This is a genomic window from Croceicoccus naphthovorans (assembly GCF_001028705.1).
In the GTDB taxonomy this organism is placed as follows: Bacteria; Pseudomonadota; Alphaproteobacteria; order Sphingomonadales; family Sphingomonadaceae; genus Croceicoccus; species Croceicoccus naphthovorans.
Map to the genome: position 1 here is coordinate 1634611 of NZ_CP011770.1, position 21186 is coordinate 1655796.

The window sequence follows — 21186 nt, forward strand, 5'->3', positions numbered from 1 at the left end:
GTGAAATCTCTCGTCATCGCCTTTCAGTTCATGACCCGCATACCGCTGCCCGCGGTCAGTGCGAATACCCATGACGCCGGCGCTGCAATGCGGTGGTTTCCTGTGACGGGCGCGGTCATCGGCGCAGTCGTCTGGGGCGCAGCTTTCGCGGGCCAGTCGGTCGAACCGTTGCTTGCCGCTCTTCTGGGAGTTGCCGCGTGGGCCGCGATCACCGGCTCGCTGCATCTGGACGGTCTGGCTGACGTGGCCGACGCGGCCGGGGCCTCGCACAAGGACCCGACGCGCCTGTCGGCTGTCATGGCCGATCCGCATGTCGGCAGCTTCGGTGTCGTTGCCATCACAATGCAGCTTGTGGCCAAGCTGATCCTGCTGTCCCTGATTGCCGAACGCGGCGGCCTTTGGGTTCTGCCCGCGATCTGCTGCGCGGCAAGGATCGGTCCGCTCGCCTGGGCACTGCTGCTGCCGCCTCTTCACAAGGGAATGGGCACGATGTTCGCCGCCGCCACAGGTTGGCATCACCTTGCTATCTGGAGCGTACTTGCCGCGGCAATGGCTTGGTATCTACCTTCGCTGGTGGTCGCAATTCCCGCCATCGGAGCTTGGGCATTGTGGTGCCGATCCCGCCTTGGTGGCATCTCGGGCGATAGCCACGGCGCTGGGATCGAGATTGTGGAGACGACCCTGCTGCTGGCATGGGTGGCAATGTCATGAACGATGGGTTCCGCTGGCACGGTGGCAGGCTTGATGACGCGCGTGCGCAATTTGGGGATGGCGACCTGCCGTGGCTCGATCTGTCGACCGGGATCAATCCCGTAGCCTGGCCAATGCCAGAGCCTCTGCGGTTCGATTGGCAGGCCTTGCCCGCACCATCGTCTCTCGCCCGACTGGAGGAGGTCGCGGCCCGGTACTTCGGCGTTGATCCGGCGCTGTGCTGCGCGGTTCCGGGCAGCGAAATCGGCTTGCGCCTGCTTGGAAACCTTATCGATCTTCCGGGCCGATATCTGCCGCCTTGCTATCGCACCCATGCAGAAGTCTTTGCAGTCAGCAAACCGGGCCAGATCGGCCATTGCGAGAGCAAGGCAGACGCCCTGCTGACAGCCAATCCCAACAATCCGGACGGTCGCGTCGTGGAGCACGAGACGCTGCGCAAATGGCTCGGCGATCAGGAGGCAATGGCCGGATGGCTCATCGTTGACGAGGCATTTGCCGACCCTGCACCGGATACGAGCGTGGCCGGTCTCGTGAGCAATGAGCGAAATCTTGTCGTCATGCGTTCGTTCGGCAAGTTTTTCGGGCTTGCTGGCGTCCGGCTTGGCTTCGCCATCGCGCCTCCGCCTATTACCGCCGTGCTTCGGCACCTTCTGGGAGAATGGCCGATCTCGGCTCCCGCGATCGAGATAGGGACCAAGGCTTATGCGGATCGTGGTTGGATCGCCGCGACACGTGCAAATCTTCCGCTGCGAGCAAGGGCTCTGGACGAAGTCCTGTTGGCACACGGGCTTGTGCCGACTGGCGGCTCTCCGCTATTCAGACTGGTCGAAACGGAACGGGCCGGCGAGCTGTTCGAACGGTTTGCGCGCCACCAGATTCTGACCCGCCCGTTTTGCGATAACGATCATTGGCTCCGCTTCGGCATCCCTGCCGATCGCACGGCTCTGGATCGTGTCCACACGGTGCTGGCCCATGGCTGAACCGGTGGCATTCACGGCAATGGCGCTTGATGCAGCATTAGGGTGGCCCGCATGGCTCTATCGGCGCATAGGCCATCCGGTGGGAGCATTTGCCCGCGTGATCGACGCGGGGGCGCGTCGATGGAACAAGCCGCATGGCACGCCAAACATGCGCCGCATCGGCGGTGCAGCGACGCTCGTGCTGGTCATGGGGTTTGCAGGCGCCGGAGCATGGGTATCCGAACTGATCGCAGCATACATTTTAGGTTCCTACAGTTGGCTCGCTACTGCGATCCTCGTCTTTCCGGCAATCGCACAACGCAGCCTGCTGGATCATGTCCGGCTTGTTCTTGTCGCGCTTGAGAACGGCGACCTTGAGCGAGCACGGTGTGCCGTCGCGAATATCGTGGGGCGTGACACCGCCGAACTGGACGAGGCGGCCGTATCGCGTGCCGCAATCGAAAGCCTTGCCGAAAGCTTTTGCGATGGTGTGGTCGCGCCCCTGATCTGGCTGGCGTTGCTGGGACTGCCGGGCATCTGGGCTTTCAAGGCCCTCAGCACCGCAGACAGCCTCATCGGACATATCGAGGAACCGTGGCGTGACTTCGGCTGGGCCGCGGCAAAGTGCGACGATCTGGCAAACTGGCTGCCTGCCCGCATCGCAGGCGCCCTCATCTGTCTGGGCGGTGGCGGCGGCTGGCGCATAATGCACCGCGATCGTGGCAAGCACGCATCGCCCAACGCCGGATGGCCCGAAGCGGCCATGGCGGGAGCGCTGGGCATAACGCTGGCCGGGCCGATCAGCTACGACGGCGTCCGCTACGAGAGGCCCGTCATAGGCCAAGGCTTGCAGGCAGGCGCCCGGCATCTGCGTAAGGCAATCGGTATCTATGTCAGGGCATGTGCGCTGCTCTGGATCATCGCAGGAGTATCGGCATGGCCGGGTTGATGTTGCAGGGCACGGGGTCCGATGTCGGGAAAACGGTGCTGGTCGCGGGGCTATGCCGGGCCTTGGCCAATCGCGGAATATCGGTCCTACCGTTCAAACCGCAAAACATGTCCAACAACGCCGCAGTGACGCCCGAGGGGGGAGAGATCGGACGCGCACAGGCGCTGCAGGCGTTCGCCGCGCGCGTTAAGCCACATGTCGACATGAATCCCGTCCTGCTGAAGCCGCAGGCAGACCGAACATCGCAAGTCGTGGTGCATGGGCAGGTGCGCGGCACCTTGGGCTCTTCGTCATTTCGCGAAGCGCGCGGGCATCTGCTGGGCGCTGTAATGGAAAGTCATGCCCGCCTTTGCGCGCGCTGCGATCTGGTAATCGTCGAAGGTGCAGGTTCACCGGCAGAGATCAACCTGCGCGCAGGCGACATCGCCAACATGGGTTTTGCGCGAAAAGCAGGTGTTCCCGTCGTTCTGGTGGGCGACATTGATCGCGGCGGAGTAATCGCCGCATTGGCCGGAACGAAGGCCGTGATCGCGCCTGAAGACGAAGCAATGATACGCGGCTTCATCATCAACAAGTTCCGCGGCGATCCGGCGCTATTCAACGATGGCTATGCCGCCATAGAGGAACTGACGCGCTGGCGAGGTTACGGCGTGGTTCCGTGGCTCGACAGGGCACATCACCTGCCCAGTGAGGATGCGGTGGTATTAGAGCGCGCGGCAGGGCCAACCCCCAGACGAAAGCGTATAGCTTGCCCGATCCTGCCGCGTATCGCGAATTTCGACGACCTCGATCCTCTGAAATCCGAACCCGGGGTCGAATTGACAATGATCCCGCCCGGAACTGCGATTCCTGTCGCCGACCTGATTGTTCTGCCCGGATCCAAGGCCACGATCGCCGACCTCGCCTTCATCCGCGATCAGGGTTGGGACATCGATATCATCGCCCACCACCGGCGTGGCGGCGCAATCCTGGGAATATGCGGAGGTTACCAGATGTTGGGCCGCAAGATCAGCGATCCCGACGGGGTCGAGGGGTGCGTGGCCGATGCCGATGGAATTGGGCTTCTGGACGTCGAGACCGTCCTCTGCGCAGAAAAGCGCGTCATGCAGGTTAGCGGCAAGGCTTTCGATGCGACTTTCGACGGTTACGAGATACACATGGGCCGCACCACGGGTCCCGATACCGCCCGACATTTCGCCATGCTGGGCAATGGGCGCCCCGACGGTGCGCAGAGCGCCGATGGAACGGTAATCGGAACCTATTGTCACGGCATGTTGGCTTCGGGCGCATTGCGGCAGGTTCTGCTGGCATGGATCGGTGCGCGATCCCACGGCGGCGAACACGGCAGTCGGGTCGACACGGCGTTGAACGTCATTGCTGAGGTCCTTGAGAATTCGCTCGATATCGACGGGCTGATCGCCTTGGCACGGGGTCCAGGCGCGTGAGCAGTCTGCTTGTCCTTGGCGGCGCACGATCGGGCAAAAGCCGGTACGCCCAGCAACGCATCGAAAGAAATGCCGGCGAGCTCGCCTTTATCGCGACGGCGCAACCGCTCGATACCGAAATGAAACAACGCATAGAGCGTCACCAATGTGACAGGGGGCCCCGCTGGCATACCATCGATGCTCCTATCGACCTGGTGAATGCAATCGCTGATGCGGATCGGCACGCCGACGCAATCCTCGTCGATTGCGTGACCTTATGGCTTTCAAACCTGATCCTGACCGACAGGCCGGTTCCGGCAAGGGAGCTATGCGAAGCCATCTCACAATCAAGGCGCCCGGTGGCGCTGGTCTCTAACGAAGTCGGTTGCGGTATCGTACCTGAGAACAGTCTTGCCCGCCGTTTTCGAGACGAAGCTGGACGGCTAAACCAACAGATAGCTGCCAGCGCCGACGAAGTAGTCATGATTGTAGCGGGATTGCCGTTAATCCTGAAACCTTGACCACGTTACCGCTGTCGCAGATTCATTGTAGCGTGCGCCGCGATCGAGAAAGAAAACCCTGTTTCCAGCATCTTCCAAGACTGTGTCGAACGTCCGAGATTGATGCACTGGAGCAATCTTCACCCCCGGTGGAGTCAGATGTGATCTGCTCCGCTTTGTTCGGACGAGAAGTGTCATGGCGGAAGTTGAGGTTATTGGCTTGGATGCTGGCGTGGCGGATGGTCTCGGTCGCCAAGGCCGGCAACCACTATCTGCAGCAGACGCTGTTCGCCGGCGCCATGGCAGTTATCCGCAGTGCCGTGCAAGGCAGCCGCCGGACCTGGCTGAGGGCCGGACACATGGCCGCACCGGCCAGCCCCCGCAAAAGCTCACCAAACCCTTGCCAACCGAGAGCCGTCCACACATGGCGCAAAGCAGACATCAACGGGGCAGGGCAATTGAAAATCTCCAAAGATCTGAGTGCCCACTATTGTCCGGTTCGGCGCACCAAGGGCAAACCCGTCTCCATCCGGGGGCGGTTTAGTTTTTGGTGGGTCATAACGGATCGGCCCAGGTTCGCAGGTGAAGGCGCAACGCGCCGGAGACGTCCGTTGTGAAGCGAAGGACAATCCTGTCGTCGGCAAGCTGGAACCAGCAAAGGCAGTCCGAAAACCGCCCAACCGCCTCAACACAGCGCAATTCTTATCCACCGTAACGAATTTCGTGCATCGCGTACTTGCGGCGAACCGCGTTTTATGATTCCCATCCTTAATGGCCGGAAACCATTTCTTGCAGCTGGGAAAGCGTCGGCGGGTTGTTGCCCGTCCACACCTGCCGAAGCGTCGCTTCGGGCGGGTCGTGGCTGTTGGCGCGCTGATCTTTCTTGGCGCGATGGCTCTTGTCGGGCCGACCGGACTGCGCGCGTGGAGCGAATCCGCGACCGTGCTCGAAAAGCGCAATGCCGAACTGGCGCAGCTTCGGGCAGAGCGGGAGCGGATCGCCAACCGGGTCGAATTGCTTGATCCCAACAACGCCGACCCCGACCTTGTCGGCGAATTGCTGCGCAGCAACCTGAATGTGGCGCACCCGGACGAGGTGGTCGTTTCGCGAGACGATTGAGCGAAATGCATCTGCATTCGCGCCATTCGCGCTTGCAGAAATGGCAACTGGTCTTGTAGTCGTCGTTACGGAACGCGTGCACTCTCCCTCTTCGGCACGCGAAACCAAGATTTTGAGGTGCTCGATTGGTTACACGGAAATCGAAGAGCGGCCCGGCGCGGGCCGCTGTCGCTTCGCCTGCGGATGATCCCGATTTCGCCCTGCGTTCGTTGCAGGAAAAGTATGAGAAAGTTGGGCCGTATAAGGCCTCGGACGATGAACTTCTCGAATTCTATAAAACGATGCTGCTTATCCGGCGTTTCGAGGAACGGGCGGGTCAGCTCTACGGCCTCGGTCTGATCGGCGGCTTCTGCCACCTTTATATCGGGCAGGAAGCGGTTGCCGTCGGGCTTCAGTCCGCGCTGGCCGAGGGTAAGGATAGCGTCATCACAGGCTATCGCGACCACGGGCACATGTTGGCCTATGGTATCGATCCGAAAGTGATCATGGCCGAACTGACCGGGCGCGAAGCCGGAATCAGCCACGGCAAGGGCGGTTCGATGCACATGTTCAGCACCGAACACGCGTTCTACGGCGGCCACGGCATCGTCGGTGCGCAGGTTCCGCTGGGTGCAGGCCTCGCCTTCGCGCACAAGTATCGCGAAGACGGCGGCGTGTGCCTCGCCTATTTCGGCGACGGTGCGGCGAACCAGGGGCAGGTCTACGAGACCTTCAACATGGCTGCGCTGTGGCAGTTGCCCATCATCTTCGTCATCGAAAACAACCAGTATGCAATGGGCACCAGCACCGCGCGGTCCAGTGCGGAAACCGAATTCCACCGTCGCGGCACCGCGTTCCGCATTCCCGGCATGGATGTCGACGGCATGGATGTGCTTGCGGTGCGCAGCGCTGCGCAAGTCGCGCTGGAACACGTGCGCGGCGGCGGCGGCCCCGTGTTGATGGAAATGAACACCTACCGCTATCGCGGCCACTCCATGTCCGACCCGGCGAAGTATCGCAGCCGGGAAGAGGTCAAGGAAATGCGCGACAAGCACGACCCGATCGAGGCGGCGAAGGCCGAACTGGTCAAGCGCGGCGTTGACGAGGGCAAGTTGAAGGACATGGACAAGGCGATCCGCGCCGAAGTTGGCGAAGCGGCAGACTTTGCGGAAAGCTCGCCCGAACCGCGGCTGTCCGAACTCTACACCGACGTATTGGTGGAGAGCTACTGATGGCGATCGAACTGAAAATGCCCGCACTTTCCCCGACGATGGAGGAAGGCACCTTGGCCAAGTGGATGGTCAAGGAAGGCGACGAAATCTCGCCCGGCGACGTCATTGCGGAGATCGAGACCGACAAGGCCACGATGGAATTCGAATCCATCGACGAAGGCACTGTCGGGAAAATCATGGTGCCCGAGGGTAGCGAAAACGTGAAGGTCGGCACCGTCATCGCGGTGCTGAACGGCGATGGCGGCGACGTTTCAGATGCGCCAGCCGAGGCCAAGGCGGAAGACAAGGAAACGCCGCCGACAGAGCCAGCGAATCCCGCCAAGGCCGCGCCAAAGATCGCCAAGGATCCCGAAGTGCGCGAAGGCACGGCGATGAAGTCGACCTCCGTCCGCGAAGCCCTGCGCGATGCGATGGCAGAGGAAATGCGCGCCGACGACCGTGTCTTCGTAATGGGCGAGGAAGTGGCCGAATACCAAGGTGCCTACAAGGTGACGCAGGGCCTGCTCGATGAATTCGGGCCGAAGCGCGTGATCGATACGCCGATTACCGAGTACGGCTTTGCCGGTATCGGCACCGGTGCGGCGATGGGCGGTCTGCGCCCGGTTGTCGAGTTCATGACTTTCAACTTCGCGATGCAGGCGATCGACCACATCATCAACTCTGCGGCGAAGACGAATTATATGTCGGGCGGCCAGATGCGCTGTCCGGTGGTGTTTCGCGGACCCAACGGCGCGGCCAGCCGGGTCGGTGCGCAGCACTCGCAGAACTATGGCCCGTGGTACGCCAGCGTTCCCGGTCTTGTCGTGATTGCGCCCTATGATGCGGCGGACGGTAAGGGCTTGCTGAAGGCCGCGATCCGGAGCGAGGACCCGGTGGTCTTCCTTGAGAACGAGCTGCTTTATGGCAAGAGCTTCGACGTGCCCGAGGTTGACGATTGGGTTCTGCCCATCGGCAAGGCGCGGATCATGCGCGAAGGTAGCGATGTCACGATCGTGTCCTACTCGATCGGTGTCGGTCTTGCGCTGGAAGCCGCCGAGACCCTGGCGGGTGAGGGGATCGATGCCGAAGTGATCGACTTGCGCACGCTGCGCCCGCTCGATGCGGAAACCGTGTTGGCCAGCCTGAAGAAGACGAACCGTCTGGTCGTGGCCGAAGAAGGCTGGCCGACGTGTTCTATCGCCAGCGAAATCGTCGCGATCTGCATGGAGCAGGGCTTCGACGACCTCGACGCGCCGGTGATGCGGGTAAACAACGAAGACGTGCCGCTGCCTTATGCCGCGAATCTCGAAAAGGCGGCGTTGATCGATACGCCGCGCATTATCGAGGCGGTGAAAAAGGTCTGCTACCGCGATTGAGCGGAAGTGATTTGCCAATGAAAAAGGGCGGGGAATTCCCGCCCTTTTTTGTGTCAGGTGCCGATGGGATTGTCCGGCGTTCCATCGACACCGCCATCTGTGCCGTCGCCGGTTCCAACGGCTTCATCCTCGGGCGGTGGCGGAGCGGGCACGAAGACCGTCCGCGTATAGTCCAGTGTCAGGACCGGAACCTTTGAAAAGCCGAGCAGGCTGGGCACGTCATAGATCATGTTGACGTCGATCTTGCGCACGCGATCCATGTCCTGGGTCGGAGAATCGTCGATATAAACCTGCAAGCGGTCCGCCTGCAGCATATAGGGTGCCGTAACGGCGAGCGTGAAGGCCTTGATCTCGATCTGCGAGTCGGTCAGCACGTTGTTCTTCTGCGCTTCGACGGCCATATACCGGCTCATCTCGCCAGCCAGGCTGCGCACCGAATTCTGCGCCTGAAGATAGAGGCCGACCTGAAACACGCCGATCAGCATAGAGATCAACACGGGAAACAGGATCGCGACTTCTATAATGGTCGTGCCGGTTTCGTCCTTGCGCCAGCGGTTCAGGAAGCCTTGCTTGCTCATCCGATTTGCACCGATCGTTTGACTTTATACTCGAAATTGCTGCCGATGCCGTATTCGGTCCACACGGGCGAGTAACTGTCGCGCATATAGATGACGAGGAACACGCTTTCGGTCTGCGCCTCGTTCGCGCATCCCTTTTCGGCCTGGCGTTCACTGTTGTTGCCGCAGCGCCAGCGCATGTAGACGGTCGCTTGCCCTTCGCCGATCTCGGGGCCCGCGTTAGACGCGGTCAGGCCGCTGCGTTGGGCGATATAGGCCTTGACCTCCGCCATGGTTTGATCGGCCTCTACCTGGTTTGTCGGAGCAGAGGCCATGATGATTTCCATGGCATTGGCGGAAATCGTCTGCAGCTCGGTCTGGCGCGCCACCATCGAGCTGATCTCTACCCCGCCAAGCGTCATCGCGACGAGTACGGGCGCCACGAACGCGGTTTCGATCAGCGTCGATGCGCGTTCATCGCGGCAAAGGCGTTTGAGGAACTTCATGGCAAGCCTCACGCAACCAGCTTTACGGAGCCCTGGAACACGAACTCGCCGTGCGTCGGGCCGTCATTCGGGCAGAAGCTGGTAAGGTCGGTGGTGCCCGACAGCTTGATCTTGTTGGCGATGATCGTCAGGCAGATGTTCGCGACCTGCGCGGTTCCGCCCAGCGACAGCGTGCTTTTCGGCATATAGATCGTGCCGCTGACCCATGTGTCGGACGTGCCGTTCATCATGTTGCCGTTGCCTTCGCCGGTAGGATTGTTCCCTTCCGATTCCGGATCTTCATAGATCAACATGCCTTCGAGCCTGCCGGCATACTCTTCGCTGAGGTTGTAGGGCTGACCCATCAGGGTATCTTTTGTGATGCCTTGAAGGTTGATGTCGTTGCTTTCGCCATTCTGGGATGTGCCGTTGATTTTCAGGCCGGCCTCATTGGTCAGGATGAACAGAACGCCGTTCGCCAGTGTGCTGTAGTTGCCGCCGATCGAGAGTTCGCCGCCGTCGATTACATAGATGCCAGCTTCGAACACCGTATCGCATCTAACGGTAATGCCGCCCGGATAGACGCCCGGTGTGGCCACGCCGATTTGCGGCGCGTTTCCGTTGTCGTTCTTCTTACCCTTGCCGGTGGTCTTGCAGGTATAACTTCCCGGAGTGTCGCCCACGGCTTCGATCGGCGGCACAAGGTCGGCAAATTGATCGTACAGGCCGTCGAAGTTCTCGACGATTTCGTCGTCACTCAGTTCCTCGATCTCGTCATCGATGGTCCCTGCGGCGACGATGGTACCGGCCTGAATGGTCGGCGTGCCGTTCGCTTCAATGGCGTCTTCGCCGTACCAATAGGTGATGCATTCGCCGTCGATGTAGCCGGTCGATCCATCGTCCTGATTGGCGCAGATGCGCGCAGAAGTCGAAAGCGCGGCGATGCCGCAACCCGCGGTGAAAAGGGCGTTACCGTTGAACGTAATCGCGCCCGCAGCTTCGGGGTCGACAGCCTTCAGGCATTCGGTCCAGACAAGGCCGCCGCTGAAGGCTGCCTGGCTGCGCACCGATACGGTGCTTGCCCTGCCGGTGAAATAGCTGGTGAAAGGAAGCATCCGGGTCGCGCTGACTTCGACCGTCACCGCGTTGTTCGTTTCCCCGGCATAATCCGACATGAAAATGTTGGGGTTGGTGCTGATGCCCTTGGTCACCGCCTCGTTCGCCTGAAACTCGCGAAGGCCGCGTGCTTGGAACTCCAGGCTGTTGGGGTCTTCAGCAAGTTCCCATGCCCCGGCCAGCGCGGCTTGGTCGGCTGCGTACTGAAGCTCTCTTTGCCACAGGTACATTTGGGTAAAGTCGATGGCAAAGCCGCCGCCGCCGACGATCATCGGAGCACCGAAGGCCATCAGGATCAGCGCATTGGCGCTTGTATCCTTGCGAAAACGCTTAAGAAATGTCTTGGCCTTGCGGGTCGAAGCTTGGAGGACCATCGATTGCTCCCTTGCAAATTAAGGTCCAGATGTGCCTTTGGCGCACGCCTGAAATGATAGTTTCACCCTGAATCTAGGCGGTTTCTGGTAATCACCCCTTGAAGGAACATGGTTAACGCAATGTTAGTGAGCGATACGCCTGACAATCGGGGGTTTTGGGAGGAGACGCTGGCATCGTTTCCGCCGCCGATGCGCCTTTCGCTGACCTTCGCACCTGCCGCATCGCGTTCATTCTGGGGCGGATTCTTCGCGCTGGATCGCCGATTCGCGCATATCGTCGCAACCGCAAGCGAACCGATGCTGGCGCAGATGCGGCTGACATGGTGGCGAGAGGTTCTGGACAAGCCCGCTGATGATCGGCCGAGCGGTGAGCCGTTGCTTGCCGCACTGGCGAAATGGGGCGGGGAAGCGCGGGTCTTGGCCCGGCTTGCCGAAGGGTGGGAAATGTTGGTGGGTGAAGAGCCGCTCGATGCCGCGTCCGTCGCGGCCTTGGCCGGGGCGCGGGGCGATGTGGCGGGGGCTATCGCCCGGTTGGCTGGCAAATCGGATCAGGCCGAAGACGCGGTTCGGGCGGGGTATCGCTGGGCCTTGGCGGACATCGCATCGCACCTGTCCGACGAGGGCGAACGCGCGATGGCGCTGTCGCTCTATCGCGCGGCGGCGGAGGGTTCCATGCCGCGGATCGCCCGGCCTGTGCGGGTTCTGGAACAGTTGGCAATGCGATCCATGGCGGGGCAGGCTGGCGGTTTTGGCAGCTATCTGGCGGCGTTGCGCACTGGGTGGCTTGGCCGTTGAAGAATGGCGATGCGGGGTTTTCACTCGTTCTCAACCGGTTAGAAATACGCTCCGCAATAGGACGTACATCATGAACCGCACGATCATTGGAGCCTTCGGGGCTTTGCTGCTTGTCGCCGTTGGCCTGTTCTGGTGGCAGGGCAGGGCGCTGGACCCGGTTGCCGCACCCCCGCCTTCGGCCGAGACCATGAGCGCCGAACCGGAGGCACTGCCCAGTGCGGATGTAGCCGAATTGCAGGGCCCCGCCTTACCGACGGCGGCGAAGATGGATGACGAGCAGCGCCGGTTTGCGCGCTATGATATCAACCGCGATCTGATCATTACGCGCAACGAAATGCTGTCGACCCGCGTTGCCGCGTTCCGCAAGCTGGACGTGGACGGCAACAACCTGCTGACGTTCGAGGAGTGGGCGGTGACGACGGTCAATCGGTTCGAAGGGGCGGATGCCGACCAGAACGACCGCCTGACGCAAGCCGAATTCGCGACGACCGCGCCGAAGCGGAAGCCGAAGAAGAAGCCCAGCTGCTCCTGCTGATCAGGCGGGAACGGGCTGCGCCGTGCCCAACCACGCCGACAGGTCGCGTTTGGCCCGCTCGGTATAGAACGCCTTGCGCGCTTTCTTGTGCACTTGCTCTTCCGGCATCGGGAACAGGCCGAAGTTGATGTTCATCGGCTGGTAGCTCTCTGCCTCGGCATCGCCGGTGATGTGCGACAGCAATGCGCCCAATGCAGTCGTAGGAGGGGGTGAAGTCCAGTTTTCTCCCGCCAGTTCCGCCGCCGCCATCATCCCTGCAACCATCCCGACCGCGCTGCTCTCGACATAGCCTTCGCAGCCGGTGATCTGCCCGGCAAAGCGAATATGCGGCGCAGATTTCAGGCGAAGCTGGCGATCCAGCAACCGCGGCGAATTCAGGAACGTGTTGCGGTGCAGCCCGCCCAGCCGGGCGAATTCGGCCTGCTCCAGACCAGGGATGGTGCGGAACAGGTCGACCTGCGCGCCGTGCTTAAGCTTGGTCTGAAACCCGACCATGTTCCACAGCGTGCCCAGCTTGTTGTCCTGCCGCAGCTGCACCACCGCATACGGCCAGCGGCCCTGCGGAAATTCGGGCGTGCGGTCGTGCGGGTTGTCCAGGCCGACCGGTTTCATCGGGCCGAAGCGCAGGGTATCTTCACCCCGCGCGGCCATGACCTCTATCGGCATGCAGCCTTCGAAATAGGGCGTGTCGGCTTCCCACTGCTTGAACTCGGTCTTTTCGCCATCGAGCAGACCTTGGCGAAACGCAAGGTACTGCTCCTTGTTCATCGGGCAGTTGATGTAGTCGCCGTCTTCATTCGAAGCCTCGGTCTTCTTGTCCCAGCGCGACTGGATCCAGCAGACGTCCATGTCGACAGAATGGCGATGGACGATGGGTGCGATGGCATCGAAGAAGGCAAGACTGTCCGCGCCCGTCGCGCCGCCGATGCTCTCCGCCAGCGAAGCGGCGGTTAGCGGGCCGGTTGCAACAATGGTCAGGCCATCGGTTGGCAAAACATCGACCCGCTCTCGCACGATTTCGACGGTGGGCAGTTCGGTCAGCGCCTTCTCGACATGAGCGGAAAAGACATCGCGGTCCACGGCCAGCGCCGACCCGGCTGGGACCTGTGCCTCCGCCGCAGCGCGCATGACCAACGAATTGCATTGCCGCATTTCGTGGTGGAGCAGGCCGACCGCGTTCGCGGTGTCGTCATCCGAACGGAACGAGTTCGAGCACACCAGTTCCGCCAGCCCATCGCCCTGATGCGCGGGTGTCGTATCGCCACCTCCGCGCATTTCGGACAGGCGCACGCGAATGCCGCGACGGCCAAGCTGCCACGCCGCCTCGCTTCCGGCCAGTCCGCCGCCGATGATGTGAACCTGATGTGTCATGCCCTGATCTTCCATTGGCGCGCGTTAGCGATTGCCTATCCCCGATGGCAAATGCAAAGGGGGCGTTCGATGCAATTTATCCGGGGGACGCAGGCATGAAGGTCGCATCATGGTAAAACGCGCACTGGTCGAGCGCAGGCCGTGGTTGTTCGCCAGCCTGCTGGTCGCACTCGCCTGGCTGTTTCTGAGCGGCGATCCGGCGATTCCGGGCATTTACAAGTTTGTCTGGAAAGGCGTGCCGGTCGCCCTTTTGGCGGTTTACGCGTTTCAGCGGCATCTGGGGCGCGACGGCATGTTGCTTACCGCGGTTCTGGTTCTGGCCGCGATTGCCGACATGTTCAGCGAGTTGCAGTTCGCCGCGGCCGGTACTGTGATGAGCTTTTCTCTGCTTGCCGCGATTTGGCTCTATTGGTCGAACCGGCGTGAAAACATCGTCGGTTCGCAAAAGGCGCTGGCCCTTGTGCTGGCGATTGCGGTGCCGGTCGTGTCGTGGTTGCTGCTGGCCGGCGAAGAGGGTCGGGCCCTCGCGACCGGGTTCTCGCTGTTGATGGCGATCATGGCGGCTCTGGCATGGACCAGTCGATTTTCGCGCTATCGCGTGGGCGTGGGTGCGGTGCTGTTCGTCGTTTCCGAACTGCTGTTGTTTGCCACACAAGGCCCGATCTTGCGCGACAATAGCATCGCCGCGTGGCTGGTCTGGCCTGTCTACTATGCCGGTCAGTTGATGATTGCGACCGGCGTGGTCAGTCGTCTGCGGCGCGAGCGGGCCTGACGCCCGCTCGCTATTCGCATCAAACGTCTGTCGGCGGAGGATCGTCACGATCCTGCGTGGTTTCGGGCGTCGTCGGATCGGCGTCGCGACCCACGATTTCCTCAACCACCGCTTCCTCGGCCTCATTCTCGGGCGCTTCCTGCTCGTCGATGCGGGCCGCGCTGACGACGTGTTCGTTCTTGGCCACATCGAACAGGCGCACGCCCGCACTGCCGCGACCGATCACACGCAGACTGGTCAACGGCATTCGGATCAGCTTGGCCTGATCGGTGACGAGCATCAGCTGCTCGCCCTTGTGAGCGGGGAAGCTGGCGACGACCGGGCCGTTGCGACCGATGTTGTCGATATTGGTAATGCCCTGACCGCCACGGCCGGTACGGCGATATTCGTAGGCAGAGCTCATCTTGCCATAACCATTGGCGCAGACGGTAAGGACGAACTCCTCCGCATCTTCCATCGCGGCCATCGTCTCGGCATCCAGCGTCGCTTCGGCCTCGTTTTCCTTCCAAGGAGCGGCGCGAAGGTATTCCTCACGCTTGTCGAGGTCGGACTTGTGCAACACCGATAGCGAGATGACCTTGTCATCACCCTTCAGCGTCATGCCGCGCACACCGGTCGACGTCCGCGACTGGAATTCCCGCACATCGTCGGCGGCAAAGCGGATCGCTTTGCCCTGACGGCTGGCCAGCAGGACGTCGTCGTCTGGTGTCAGCAGCGCCACGCCGATCAGGATATCGTCACTATCGTCGTCGAAGCGCATCGCGATCTTGCCGTTCGACGGCACGTTGGTGAACGACGCCATCGAGTTGCGGCGCACGGTGCCGTTGGCGGTGGCGAACATGACGTTCAGACCGCCCCATTCGTCCTCGTTCTCCGGCAGAGACAGCACCGTCTGGATCGTCTCACCCTCGGCCAGCGGCAGCAGGTTCACCATCGGTCGTCCGCGCGTTGTTGGACCGCCCTCGGGCAGCTTCCACACCTTCAGGCGATAGACCTTGCCCGCGGTCGAGAAGAACAGGACCGGATTGTGCGTGCTCGTGACGAAGAGGTTGGTTATCGCATCCTCTTCCTTCGTCGCCATCCCGGCGCGGCCCTTGCCGCCGCGTGCCTGGGCGCGGAAGGTGGAGAGCGGGGTTCGCTTGATATAGCCGCCCAGCGTGACCGTCACGACCATCTCGTCGCGTTCGATCAGATCTTCGTCCTCGATCCCGTCCCACGCGGGCGCGATCTCGGACCGGCGCGGGGTGGCATAGGCGTCGCGCACTTCGCGCAGTTCGCCCTTCATAACCTCGTACAGCTTTACCCGATCGCCAAGGATCGCGAGATAACCTGCGATATCGGCAGCCAGCTTCTCAAGCTCTGCACCGATCTCGTCGCGGCCCATCGCAGTCAGGCGATGCAAACGCAGGTCGAGGATCGCGCGAACCTGCGTTTCGGAAAGCTGATAGGTCGGCAGCTTGTCGAGGTCGTCATCATCCTCGATCGCTTCGACAAGGCGAATGTACTGTGCGATTTCACCCATCGGCCATTCGCGGGCCAACAGGCTTTCGCGCGCAATTGCCGGGCTGGCCGAACCACGGATGATCTTCACCACCTCGTCAAGGTTCGAAACCGCGATGACAAGGCCGAGCAAGATGTGCGCCCGTTCGCGCGCCTTGTTCAGTTCGTACTTGGTGCGGCGGGTAATGACGTCTTCGCGGAAGTGGATGAAGCTTTGCAGGATATCCCGCAGGTTCAGCACTTCGGGACGACCGCCACGGATCGCCAGCATGTTCGCCGGAAAGCTCGACTGAGCCGGGGTATAACGCCAGATCTGGTTGAGCACGACTTCGGGCGAGGCATCGCGCTTCAGGTCGACGACGACGCGCATGCCTTCGCGGCTCGATTCGTCGCGGATGTCGGACACACCCTCGATCCGCTTGTCCTTCGCGGCCTCGGCAATCTTTTCGACCAGCCCGGATTTGCCGACCTGAAACGGGATCGAGGTCAACACGATCGAACGACGGTCGCCGCGTCCGGTCTCCACCTCATGACGGCAGCGTTGCAGGATCGAACCGCGCCCTTCGCGATAGGCATTGCGCGCGCCCGACTGGCCAAGGATGAGCGGTGCGGTCGGGAAATCCGGCCCCGGAATGATCTCGAACAACTCGTCCACCGTGATGCCCGGGTTCTCGATCATGGCAAGACAGCCGTCGATCACTTCGCCCAGGTTGTGGGGCGGGATATTGGTCGCCATGCCGACCGCAATGCCGCCCGCGCCGTTGACCAAAAGGTTCGGGAAACGCGCCGGAAGCACCGTCGGCTCAGAGCGCGAACCGTCATAGTTGTCGGCAAAATCGACCGTATCCTTGTCGAGATCGTCGAGCAGCGAATTCGCCACTTTGGCCAGACGCGCCTCGGTATAACGCATCGATGCCGGGGGATCGGGGTCCATCGATCCGAAGTTGCCCTGACCGTCGATCAGCGGCAGTCGCATCGACCAGTCCTGCGTCATGCGGGCCAGCGCGTCGTAAATGGCGCTGTCGCCGTGCGGGTGATAGTTACCCATCACGTCGCCGACGATCTTCGCGCTCTTGCGATAGGGCCGGCCGGCGACGAAACCACCTTCCTGGCTGGCGAAGAGGATGCGGCGATGCACCGGCTTCAACCCGTCGCGCACGTCTGGCAGCGCGCGGCTGACGATCACGCTCATCGCATAGTCGAGATAGCTCGACTTCATCTCATCGACGATGTCGATCGGCTCGATATCGGGATCGCCGGGCAGGGGGGTAGAATCGGTCAGGTCGTTCACGAAATTGCGGCTCTTGTGGCTCTATGATTCAGATCATGAAAAACCCTAGGCGAGGGGGGCTGGAATGGCCAGCAAACGGCGCATTTGTGCCCTGCAAATCGTCCTTTTTTCCACAATTCGCCGCATTGTTGGACCGGACTGCCGGATGGGTCTTTCCAACGCATCATTCAATGCGCGTTCAGTCGCGGTCCCCTAGTTGGATTGCAAGCACCGAGCGACCCCGGTGTCCGGTTGCCTCCTTGGGTAAAAATCGGCATGGCGTCGCCCGAACGAAATTATGTGAGCAGTGGCGAACCGGGATGGTCGGCGCTGCGCTGGATGACTGAGGAGCAATTGATGAAACGTTCGATCTCGCGCGCCGCGATGGCCGCTGTTCTTGCCATGGGTACCGTTGGCATGGTCAGTGTGGCCACACCGGCCGTTGCGGCCAAGAAGAAATCGGCTGGGGAATTCTCGAAGGAATTCGTCGGCGCTTACCAGCCGCTGGCCAAGCAGGTTGAAACCGATGCCGCCGGTGCCAAGGCCGCCGTGCCTGCGCTTGCCGCCACGATCGCGTCTGCGGACGAAAAGCTCACCGGTGGTCAGCTGATCTACAACATCGGAGCCAAGACCCAGGATATCGCCATGCAGTATCAGGGCATCAAGCTGATGCTCGACAGTGGTCAGCTGCCTGCCGAAAGCCAGGGCAAGGTCTATCTGGCCGCCGGTCAGCTTGGCTATAACATGAAGGATTATGCAGCGGCGGGCACCTATCTTGAACAGGCCGCCACGCTGATGCCGAACGACCCGGCGGTGTCCGATACGCTGGCCGAGGTCTACGTCCAGAATCAGAACTTTGCGAAGGCGCTTGCCACGATCGACAAGGGTATCGCCCAGCGCAAGGCTGCCGGTGAAGCCGCTTCGGATGTCTCGGCGTTCCGTGGTCTGGCAATTGCCGCCAACAACGGGTTGAACGACGAGGCGGCCAAGTGGGCCGTTCGCGTGATCGAAAGCAATCCGCGCGCCGAATACCGGACCGAAGCGTACAAGGTTCTTTCCGCGCTTTCGTCCTATTCGAAGGAAGAAGAGCTTGACCTGCTGCGTCTGATGTATCGCGCCGACGCGTTGAGCGATCGCCGCCAGTACATGGCGTACCTTGCCGCAGCCGACGCGCGCCGTCGTCCGGCAGAGGTTGTCGCTCTGGTTGAAAAGGGCAATGCCGCGGGCATGTTCTCTGGCAGCGCGCTGGCGGCTGACGAGCTGAAGCTGGCCAAGTCGCGTTACGATCAGGTCCTCAAGGAACTGAACGCCGACGCCAAGGGCACCAGCGACGGTGCAGCCGCATCGGCCATCGGTGACGTCTACCTCGGTTACGGCAAGGGTGCCGAAGCCGAAGCGATGTACCGCAAGGCCATTTCGGCTGGCGTGGCCGACAAGGATCGCGCGCTGACCGGCCTTGGCATTGCGCTGGCCGATCAAGGCAAGTTCGACGAGGCGAAGTCCACGTTCGAGCAGGTGCAGGGCACGACCCGTTCGTCGCTGGCACGGCTTTGGATCGCTTACGTGAACGATCAGGCGGCCTGATCTTTTATCCGATCTGAAAACAAAAGGGGCGGCGCCTTCGCAGGTGCCGCCCCTTTTCATTGAATGTTGGCAATCAGCGCAAACGCTTTACCCAAGACTGGCCGTTGCGGCGCTGCACCTCAAAATTGGGGAGCGCCTCCATCATGTCGGTCAGCCGTTTGTAGCCATAGTTGCGCACGTCGAAGTTCGACCGGTTGCCCGCGATCTGGCCGACCTCGCCAAGCCGGGCAAAGCCGTCCTCTCCGCGATTGGCCGCGCGCCATGCCTTGCCCAGCAGTGTGATCAATGCTTCGTCTACCGGTTCCTTGTCCGACTTTGCGTTCGACTTGCCACCGGTGTCGCTATCGTCGGCATCGTCGCGGATCAGGGCGTCGATATCGATGAAGCGGGTGCATGCGGTCTGCAATGCTTGCGGCGCGCGGTTCTTCGATCCGAAGCCGTAAACGACCAGACCGTCCTGCCGCAGCCGGGATACCAGCGGGGTAAAGTCGCTATCGCTGCTCATGATGCCGAAACCGTCGACCTTACCCTGATAGAGCAGGTCGAGTGCGTCGATGGTCATCGCCATGTCGGTCGCGTTCTTGCCCTTGGTCAGGTCGAACTGCTGTTGCGGGCGAATCCCGTAATCGTTGGTGATCTGCGCCCAGTTCTTCAGGCCGGGCTTGGCCCAGTTGCCATAGGCGCGCCGAATGTTGACCTGGCCCAATTCGGCCAGGGCCGTCAGCACCGGATCTATACCCGCCGGGGTGGTGTTGTCCGCGTCGATCAACAACGCGATGTTTTTAAGAAGTTGTTCTGTCATTGCCCCGCGATGTGCGGGCTATGGCACGGATTTACAAGGGCGCGCACTTCCCTGCGCAGCCTCTACTTGCGAAGTCTGGGCCTCGCTTTAGCGCGCGGCTTCATCTCGTTCACCATGCAGGCAAAGGCATCGGGGCGCAAAATGCGTTCGAACTGAAACCCGGCGCGGCCTTCGGCCACCCAAATCACGTGGGCCTCTATCCGGCCAATTTCGGGCAAACGGAGCATGACGCGTTCGCCTCGGCCGATCGTCAGATCACCTTCGACCATGAAGCCGTTGGAAGAGACATTGGTGATGTGCATGTGGATGTCGCCGATGCGGCGATGTTCGGCCAGAACCGGGTAATCGACCGGGTGGCGAGCTGCCTGGCGAAGGTCTGTAACCGAGAGTTGTGCGCCACCGATCACTATTGGGGGTCCTTCCTGTCCGTGTGAATGGGAAGGTAACCGCCAATGGCGAACAATTGGTAAACGGAGCGGCTTTGGGTGAACGTTTCCGCAGCCGCCCCGGGTAAAACTATCTGCGCAGGATCGCGTGCTTTTTCTTGCCTAGGCTGAGCTTGGCGGTGGTGCCCGATTTCAGTGTCACGATCTGGTTCGGATCGCCGACCGGTGCATCGTCCAGCTTTACAGCGCCTTCGCCGACCTTGCGCTTTGCCTCGCCATTCGAAGCCGCGAAGTTCAACGCCTTCAGCGCCTCCATGACCGTCGTACCGTCCGCCGGGATATCCAGCGTCGGTAGATCCGCGCCAAGCCCGCCACCGGCGAAGGTTTCGCGAGCGGTGGCTTCGGCGGCGGCGGCAGCTTCGGGGCCGCGCACAAGCGCCGTCACTTCGTTGGCAAGGCGGACCTTGGCATCGTTGATCGCCGCGCCTTCCAGCGTTTCCAGCTTGGCAATTTCCTCCAGCGAAACATCGGTGAAGAGGCGCAGGAACCGGCCCACGTCGGCATCGTCGCAATTGCGCCAATACTGCCAGAAATCATAATTCGGCAGCATATCCTCGTTCAGCCAGACCGCACCGGCGGCGGTCTTGCCCATCTTGGCCCCGCTGGCCGTAGTCAGCAGCGGGGTGGTCACGCCGAACAGTTCCTGCCCGTCCATGCGGCGGCCCAATTCGACGCCGTTGACGATATTGCCCCACTGGTCCGACCCGCCCATCTGCAGGCGCACGTCCATTTCCTTGGACAGGTGGCGGAAGTCGTATCCCTGCAGGATCATGTAGTTGAATTCGAGGAAGGTCATGGGCTGCTCGCGATCCAGCCGCAGCTTGACCGAATCGAACGTCAGCATCCGGTTGACGGTGAAATGCGTGCCCACTTCCTGCAGCAACTGGATGTAACCAAGCTGGCCCAGCCAGTCGTGGTTGTTGACCATCACTGCATCGGTCGGCCCGTCGCCAAAGGTCAGCAGACGCCGGAAGACCTTGCGGATCGAGGCGATGTTGTCCTCGATCGTCTCGTCGCTCAACATCTTGCGGCTTTCGTCGCGACCGGTGGGGTCGCCAATCCGCGTCGTGCCGCCGCCCATCAGGACGACCGGCTTGTGCCCGGCCTGTTGCAGGCGGCGCAGCAGCATGATCTGCACTAGTGAGCCGACATGCAGCGACGGCGCGGTCGCATCAAATCCGACATAGCCCGGCACGACCTGTTTCGCGGCAAGGGCATCAAGCCCCTCCGCATCGGTCATCTGGTGGATGTAGCCGCGCGAGGACAGCAGGTTCAAAAGCTCGGACTGGTAGGTGCTCATAATGCCGCGCCGCCTAGCACGCGGATCGACCAAGGCAAAGATGCCGTGAGT

Annotated in this window: 21 protein-coding genes; 13 read left to right on the plus strand and 8 right to left on the minus strand. The window is 61.6% G+C overall.

The features are described 5' to 3' along the window. From cobS to AB433_RS08370, 9 genes are all read left to right on the plus strand, one after another. The gene (gene cobS / locus AB433_RS08335) at window positions 1–711 is read left to right on the plus strand and encodes an adenosylcobinamide-GDP ribazoletransferase (protein WP_047820663.1); all 711 of its coding nucleotides are present in this window, start codon (window positions 1–3) and stop codon (window positions 709–711) included. After that, on the plus strand, window positions 708–1691 hold the full coding sequence (locus AB433_RS08340) for a threonine-phosphate decarboxylase (protein WP_047823649.1): 984 nt from the start codon (window positions 708–710) through the stop codon (window positions 1689–1691). Before cobS ends, AB433_RS08340 begins: the two co-directional genes overlap by 4 nt. Further along, complete coding sequence (gene cbiB, locus AB433_RS08345) at window positions 1684–2619, plus strand: adenosylcobinamide-phosphate synthase CbiB (RefSeq protein ID WP_047820664.1); 936 nt, start codon at window positions 1684–1686, stop codon at window positions 2617–2619. Before AB433_RS08340 ends, cbiB begins: the two co-directional genes overlap by 8 nt. Continuing rightward, window positions 2607–4064 carry a cobyric acid synthase gene (locus AB433_RS08350; RefSeq protein ID WP_047820665.1) on the plus strand — a complete coding sequence of 486 codons (1458 nt, stop codon included), beginning with the start codon at window positions 2607–2609 and terminating at the stop codon, window positions 4062–4064. Before cbiB ends, AB433_RS08350 begins: the two co-directional genes overlap by 13 nt. Beyond that, window positions 4061–4564: a bifunctional adenosylcobinamide kinase/adenosylcobinamide-phosphate guanylyltransferase gene (gene cobU / locus AB433_RS08355; protein ID WP_179944964.1), complete on the plus strand. Its 504-nt coding sequence runs from the start codon at window positions 4061–4063 to the stop codon at window positions 4562–4564. The genes AB433_RS08350 and cobU overlap by 4 nt, the downstream gene beginning before the upstream one ends. After that, window positions 4561–5160: a hypothetical protein gene (locus AB433_RS21005; RefSeq protein ID WP_218916930.1), complete on the plus strand. Its 600-nt coding sequence runs from the start codon at window positions 4561–4563 to the stop codon at window positions 5158–5160. The genes cobU and AB433_RS21005 overlap by 4 nt, the downstream gene beginning before the upstream one ends. 154 nt (window positions 5161–5314) lie before the next feature. Further along, complete coding sequence (locus AB433_RS08360; protein WP_047820666.1) at window positions 5315–5662, plus strand: FtsB family cell division protein; 348 nt, start codon at window positions 5315–5317, stop codon at window positions 5660–5662. Between the two features lie 125 nt (window positions 5663–5787). Next, window positions 5788–6873: a pyruvate dehydrogenase (acetyl-transferring) E1 component subunit alpha gene (gene pdhA / locus AB433_RS08365; RefSeq protein WP_047820667.1), complete on the plus strand. Its 1086-nt coding sequence runs from the start codon at window positions 5788–5790 to the stop codon at window positions 6871–6873. Continuing rightward, window positions 6873–8228 (plus strand): pyruvate dehydrogenase complex E1 component subunit beta, encoded by a 1356-nt coding sequence (locus tag AB433_RS08370; RefSeq protein ID WP_047820668.1) that lies wholly within the window; start codon window positions 6873–6875, stop codon window positions 8226–8228. The genes pdhA and AB433_RS08370 overlap by 1 nt, the downstream gene beginning before the upstream one ends. A gap of 53 nt (window positions 8229–8281) precedes the next feature. Here the strand turns inward: AB433_RS08370 and AB433_RS08375 are convergent, their stop codons facing one another. Genes AB433_RS08375 through AB433_RS08385 form a run of 3 tightly spaced genes read right to left on the minus strand, consistent with a single transcriptional unit; the run spans window position 8282 to window position 10760 of the window. Further along, entirely contained in the window at window positions 8282–8806 is a 525-nt protein-coding gene (locus AB433_RS08375; protein ID WP_047820669.1) for a TadE/TadG family type IV pilus assembly protein, read from the minus strand. Then, window positions 8803–9291, minus strand: coding sequence for a TadE/TadG family type IV pilus assembly protein (locus tag AB433_RS08380; protein ID WP_047820670.1), 489 nt, complete (start codon window positions 9289–9291; stop codon window positions 8803–8805). Before AB433_RS08380 ends, AB433_RS08375 begins: the two co-directional genes overlap by 4 nt. Before the next feature lie 8 nt (window positions 9292–9299). After that, on the minus strand, window positions 9300–10760 hold the full coding sequence (locus tag AB433_RS08385; protein WP_047820671.1) for a pilus assembly protein TadG-related protein: 1461 nt from the start codon (window positions 10758–10760) through the stop codon (window positions 9300–9302). 126 nt (window positions 10761–10886) lie between these two features. Between AB433_RS08385 and AB433_RS08390 the strand changes: the two genes are divergently transcribed. Beyond that, window positions 10887–11555, plus strand: a complete 669-nt coding sequence (locus AB433_RS08390; protein ID WP_156170748.1) for a squalene/phytoene synthase family protein — start codon at window positions 10887–10889, stop codon at window positions 11553–11555. Between the two features lie 70 nt (window positions 11556–11625). Beyond that, a complete protein-coding gene (locus AB433_RS08395) occupies window positions 11626–12090 on the plus strand; it encodes an EF-hand domain-containing protein (protein WP_047820672.1) in 465 nt (154 codons plus the stop codon). Here AB433_RS08395 and trmFO read toward each other — a convergent pair whose 3' ends face one another. Beyond that, complete coding sequence (trmFO, locus tag AB433_RS08400; RefSeq protein ID WP_047823656.1) at window positions 12091–13461, minus strand: methylenetetrahydrofolate--tRNA-(uracil(54)-C(5))-methyltransferase (FADH(2)-oxidizing) TrmFO; 1371 nt, start codon at window positions 13459–13461, stop codon at window positions 12091–12093. A 109-nt stretch (window positions 13462–13570) separates the two neighbouring features. Between trmFO and AB433_RS08405 the strand changes: the two genes are divergently transcribed. Continuing rightward, the gene (locus AB433_RS08405) at window positions 13571–14233 is read left to right on the plus strand and encodes a lysoplasmalogenase family protein (RefSeq protein WP_047820673.1); all 663 of its coding nucleotides are present in this window, start codon (window positions 13571–13573) and stop codon (window positions 14231–14233) included. Window positions 14234–14252: 19 nt separating this feature from the next. Here the strand turns inward: AB433_RS08405 and gyrA are convergent, their stop codons facing one another. Continuing rightward, entirely contained in the window at window positions 14253–17015 is a 2763-nt protein-coding gene (gyrA, locus tag AB433_RS08410) for a DNA gyrase subunit A (protein WP_221403581.1), read from the minus strand. A 345-nt stretch (window positions 17016–17360) separates the two neighbouring features. Between gyrA and AB433_RS08415 the strand changes: the two genes are divergently transcribed. Beyond that, on the plus strand, window positions 17361–18587 hold the full coding sequence (locus tag AB433_RS08415; RefSeq protein ID WP_169749323.1) for a tetratricopeptide repeat protein: 1227 nt from the start codon (window positions 17361–17363) through the stop codon (window positions 18585–18587). A 73-nt stretch (window positions 18588–18660) separates the two neighbouring features. Here AB433_RS08415 and AB433_RS08420 read toward each other — a convergent pair whose 3' ends face one another. The 3 genes from AB433_RS08420 to tyrS form a co-directional block, all read right to left on the minus strand. Continuing rightward, window positions 18661–19389 carry an NYN domain-containing protein gene (locus AB433_RS08420; protein WP_047820676.1) on the minus strand — a complete coding sequence of 243 codons (729 nt, stop codon included), beginning with the start codon at window positions 19387–19389 and terminating at the stop codon, window positions 18661–18663. Window positions 19390–19451: 62 nt separating this feature from the next. Further along, entirely contained in the window at window positions 19452–19796 is a 345-nt protein-coding gene (locus tag AB433_RS08425; protein ID WP_047820677.1) for a PilZ domain-containing protein, read from the minus strand. Window positions 19797–19905: 109 nt separating this feature from the next. After that, window positions 19906–21135, minus strand: a complete 1230-nt coding sequence (gene tyrS, locus AB433_RS08430; RefSeq protein ID WP_047820678.1) for a tyrosine--tRNA ligase — start codon at window positions 21133–21135, stop codon at window positions 19906–19908. Window positions 21136–21186 lie beyond the last annotated feature (51 nt).

What these genes read in the sequence shown, in the direction of transcription:
- AB433_RS08360 (WP_047820666.1), top strand. Translation starts at nt 5,315, where the DNA reads ATGGCCGGAAACCATTTCTTGCAGCTGGGAAAGCGTCGGCGGGTTGTT.
- AB433_RS08405 (WP_047820673.1), top strand. Translation starts at nt 13,571, where the DNA reads ATGGTAAAACGCGCACTGGTCGAGCGCAGGCCGTGGTTGTTCGCCAGC.
- AB433_RS08370 (WP_047820668.1), top strand. Translation starts at nt 6,873, where the DNA reads ATGGCGATCGAACTGAAAATGCCCGCACTTTCCCCGACGATGGAGGAA.
- trmFO (WP_047823656.1), bottom strand. Translation starts at nt 13,461, where the DNA reads ATGACACATCAGGTTCACATCATCGGCGGCGGACTGGCCGGAAGCGAG.
- AB433_RS08375 (WP_047820669.1), bottom strand. Translation starts at nt 8,806, where the DNA reads ATGAGCAAGCAAGGCTTCCTGAACCGCTGGCGCAAGGACGAAACCGGC.
- AB433_RS08385 (WP_047820671.1), bottom strand. Translation starts at nt 10,760, where the DNA reads ATGGTCCTCCAAGCTTCGACCCGCAAGGCCAAGACATTTCTTAAGCGT.
- AB433_RS08350 (WP_047820665.1), top strand. Translation starts at nt 2,607, where the DNA reads ATGGCCGGGTTGATGTTGCAGGGCACGGGGTCCGATGTCGGGAAAACG.
- AB433_RS08340 (WP_047823649.1), top strand. Translation starts at nt 708, where the DNA reads ATGAACGATGGGTTCCGCTGGCACGGTGGCAGGCTTGATGACGCGCGT.
- AB433_RS08420 (WP_047820676.1), bottom strand. Translation starts at nt 19,389, where the DNA reads ATGACAGAACAACTTCTTAAAAACATCGCGTTGTTGATCGACGCGGAC.
- AB433_RS08415 (WP_169749323.1), top strand. Translation starts at nt 17,361, where the DNA reads ATGAAACGTTCGATCTCGCGCGCCGCGATGGCCGCTGTTCTTGCCATG.
- AB433_RS08395 (WP_047820672.1), top strand. Translation starts at nt 11,626, where the DNA reads ATGAACCGCACGATCATTGGAGCCTTCGGGGCTTTGCTGCTTGTCGCC.
- tyrS (WP_047820678.1), bottom strand. Translation starts at nt 21,135, where the DNA reads ATGAGCACCTACCAGTCCGAGCTTTTGAACCTGCTGTCCTCGCGCGGC.
- AB433_RS08380 (WP_047820670.1), bottom strand. Translation starts at nt 9,291, where the DNA reads ATGAAGTTCCTCAAACGCCTTTGCCGCGATGAACGCGCATCGACGCTG.
- cbiB (WP_047820664.1), top strand. Translation starts at nt 1,684, where the DNA reads ATGGCTGAACCGGTGGCATTCACGGCAATGGCGCTTGATGCAGCATTA.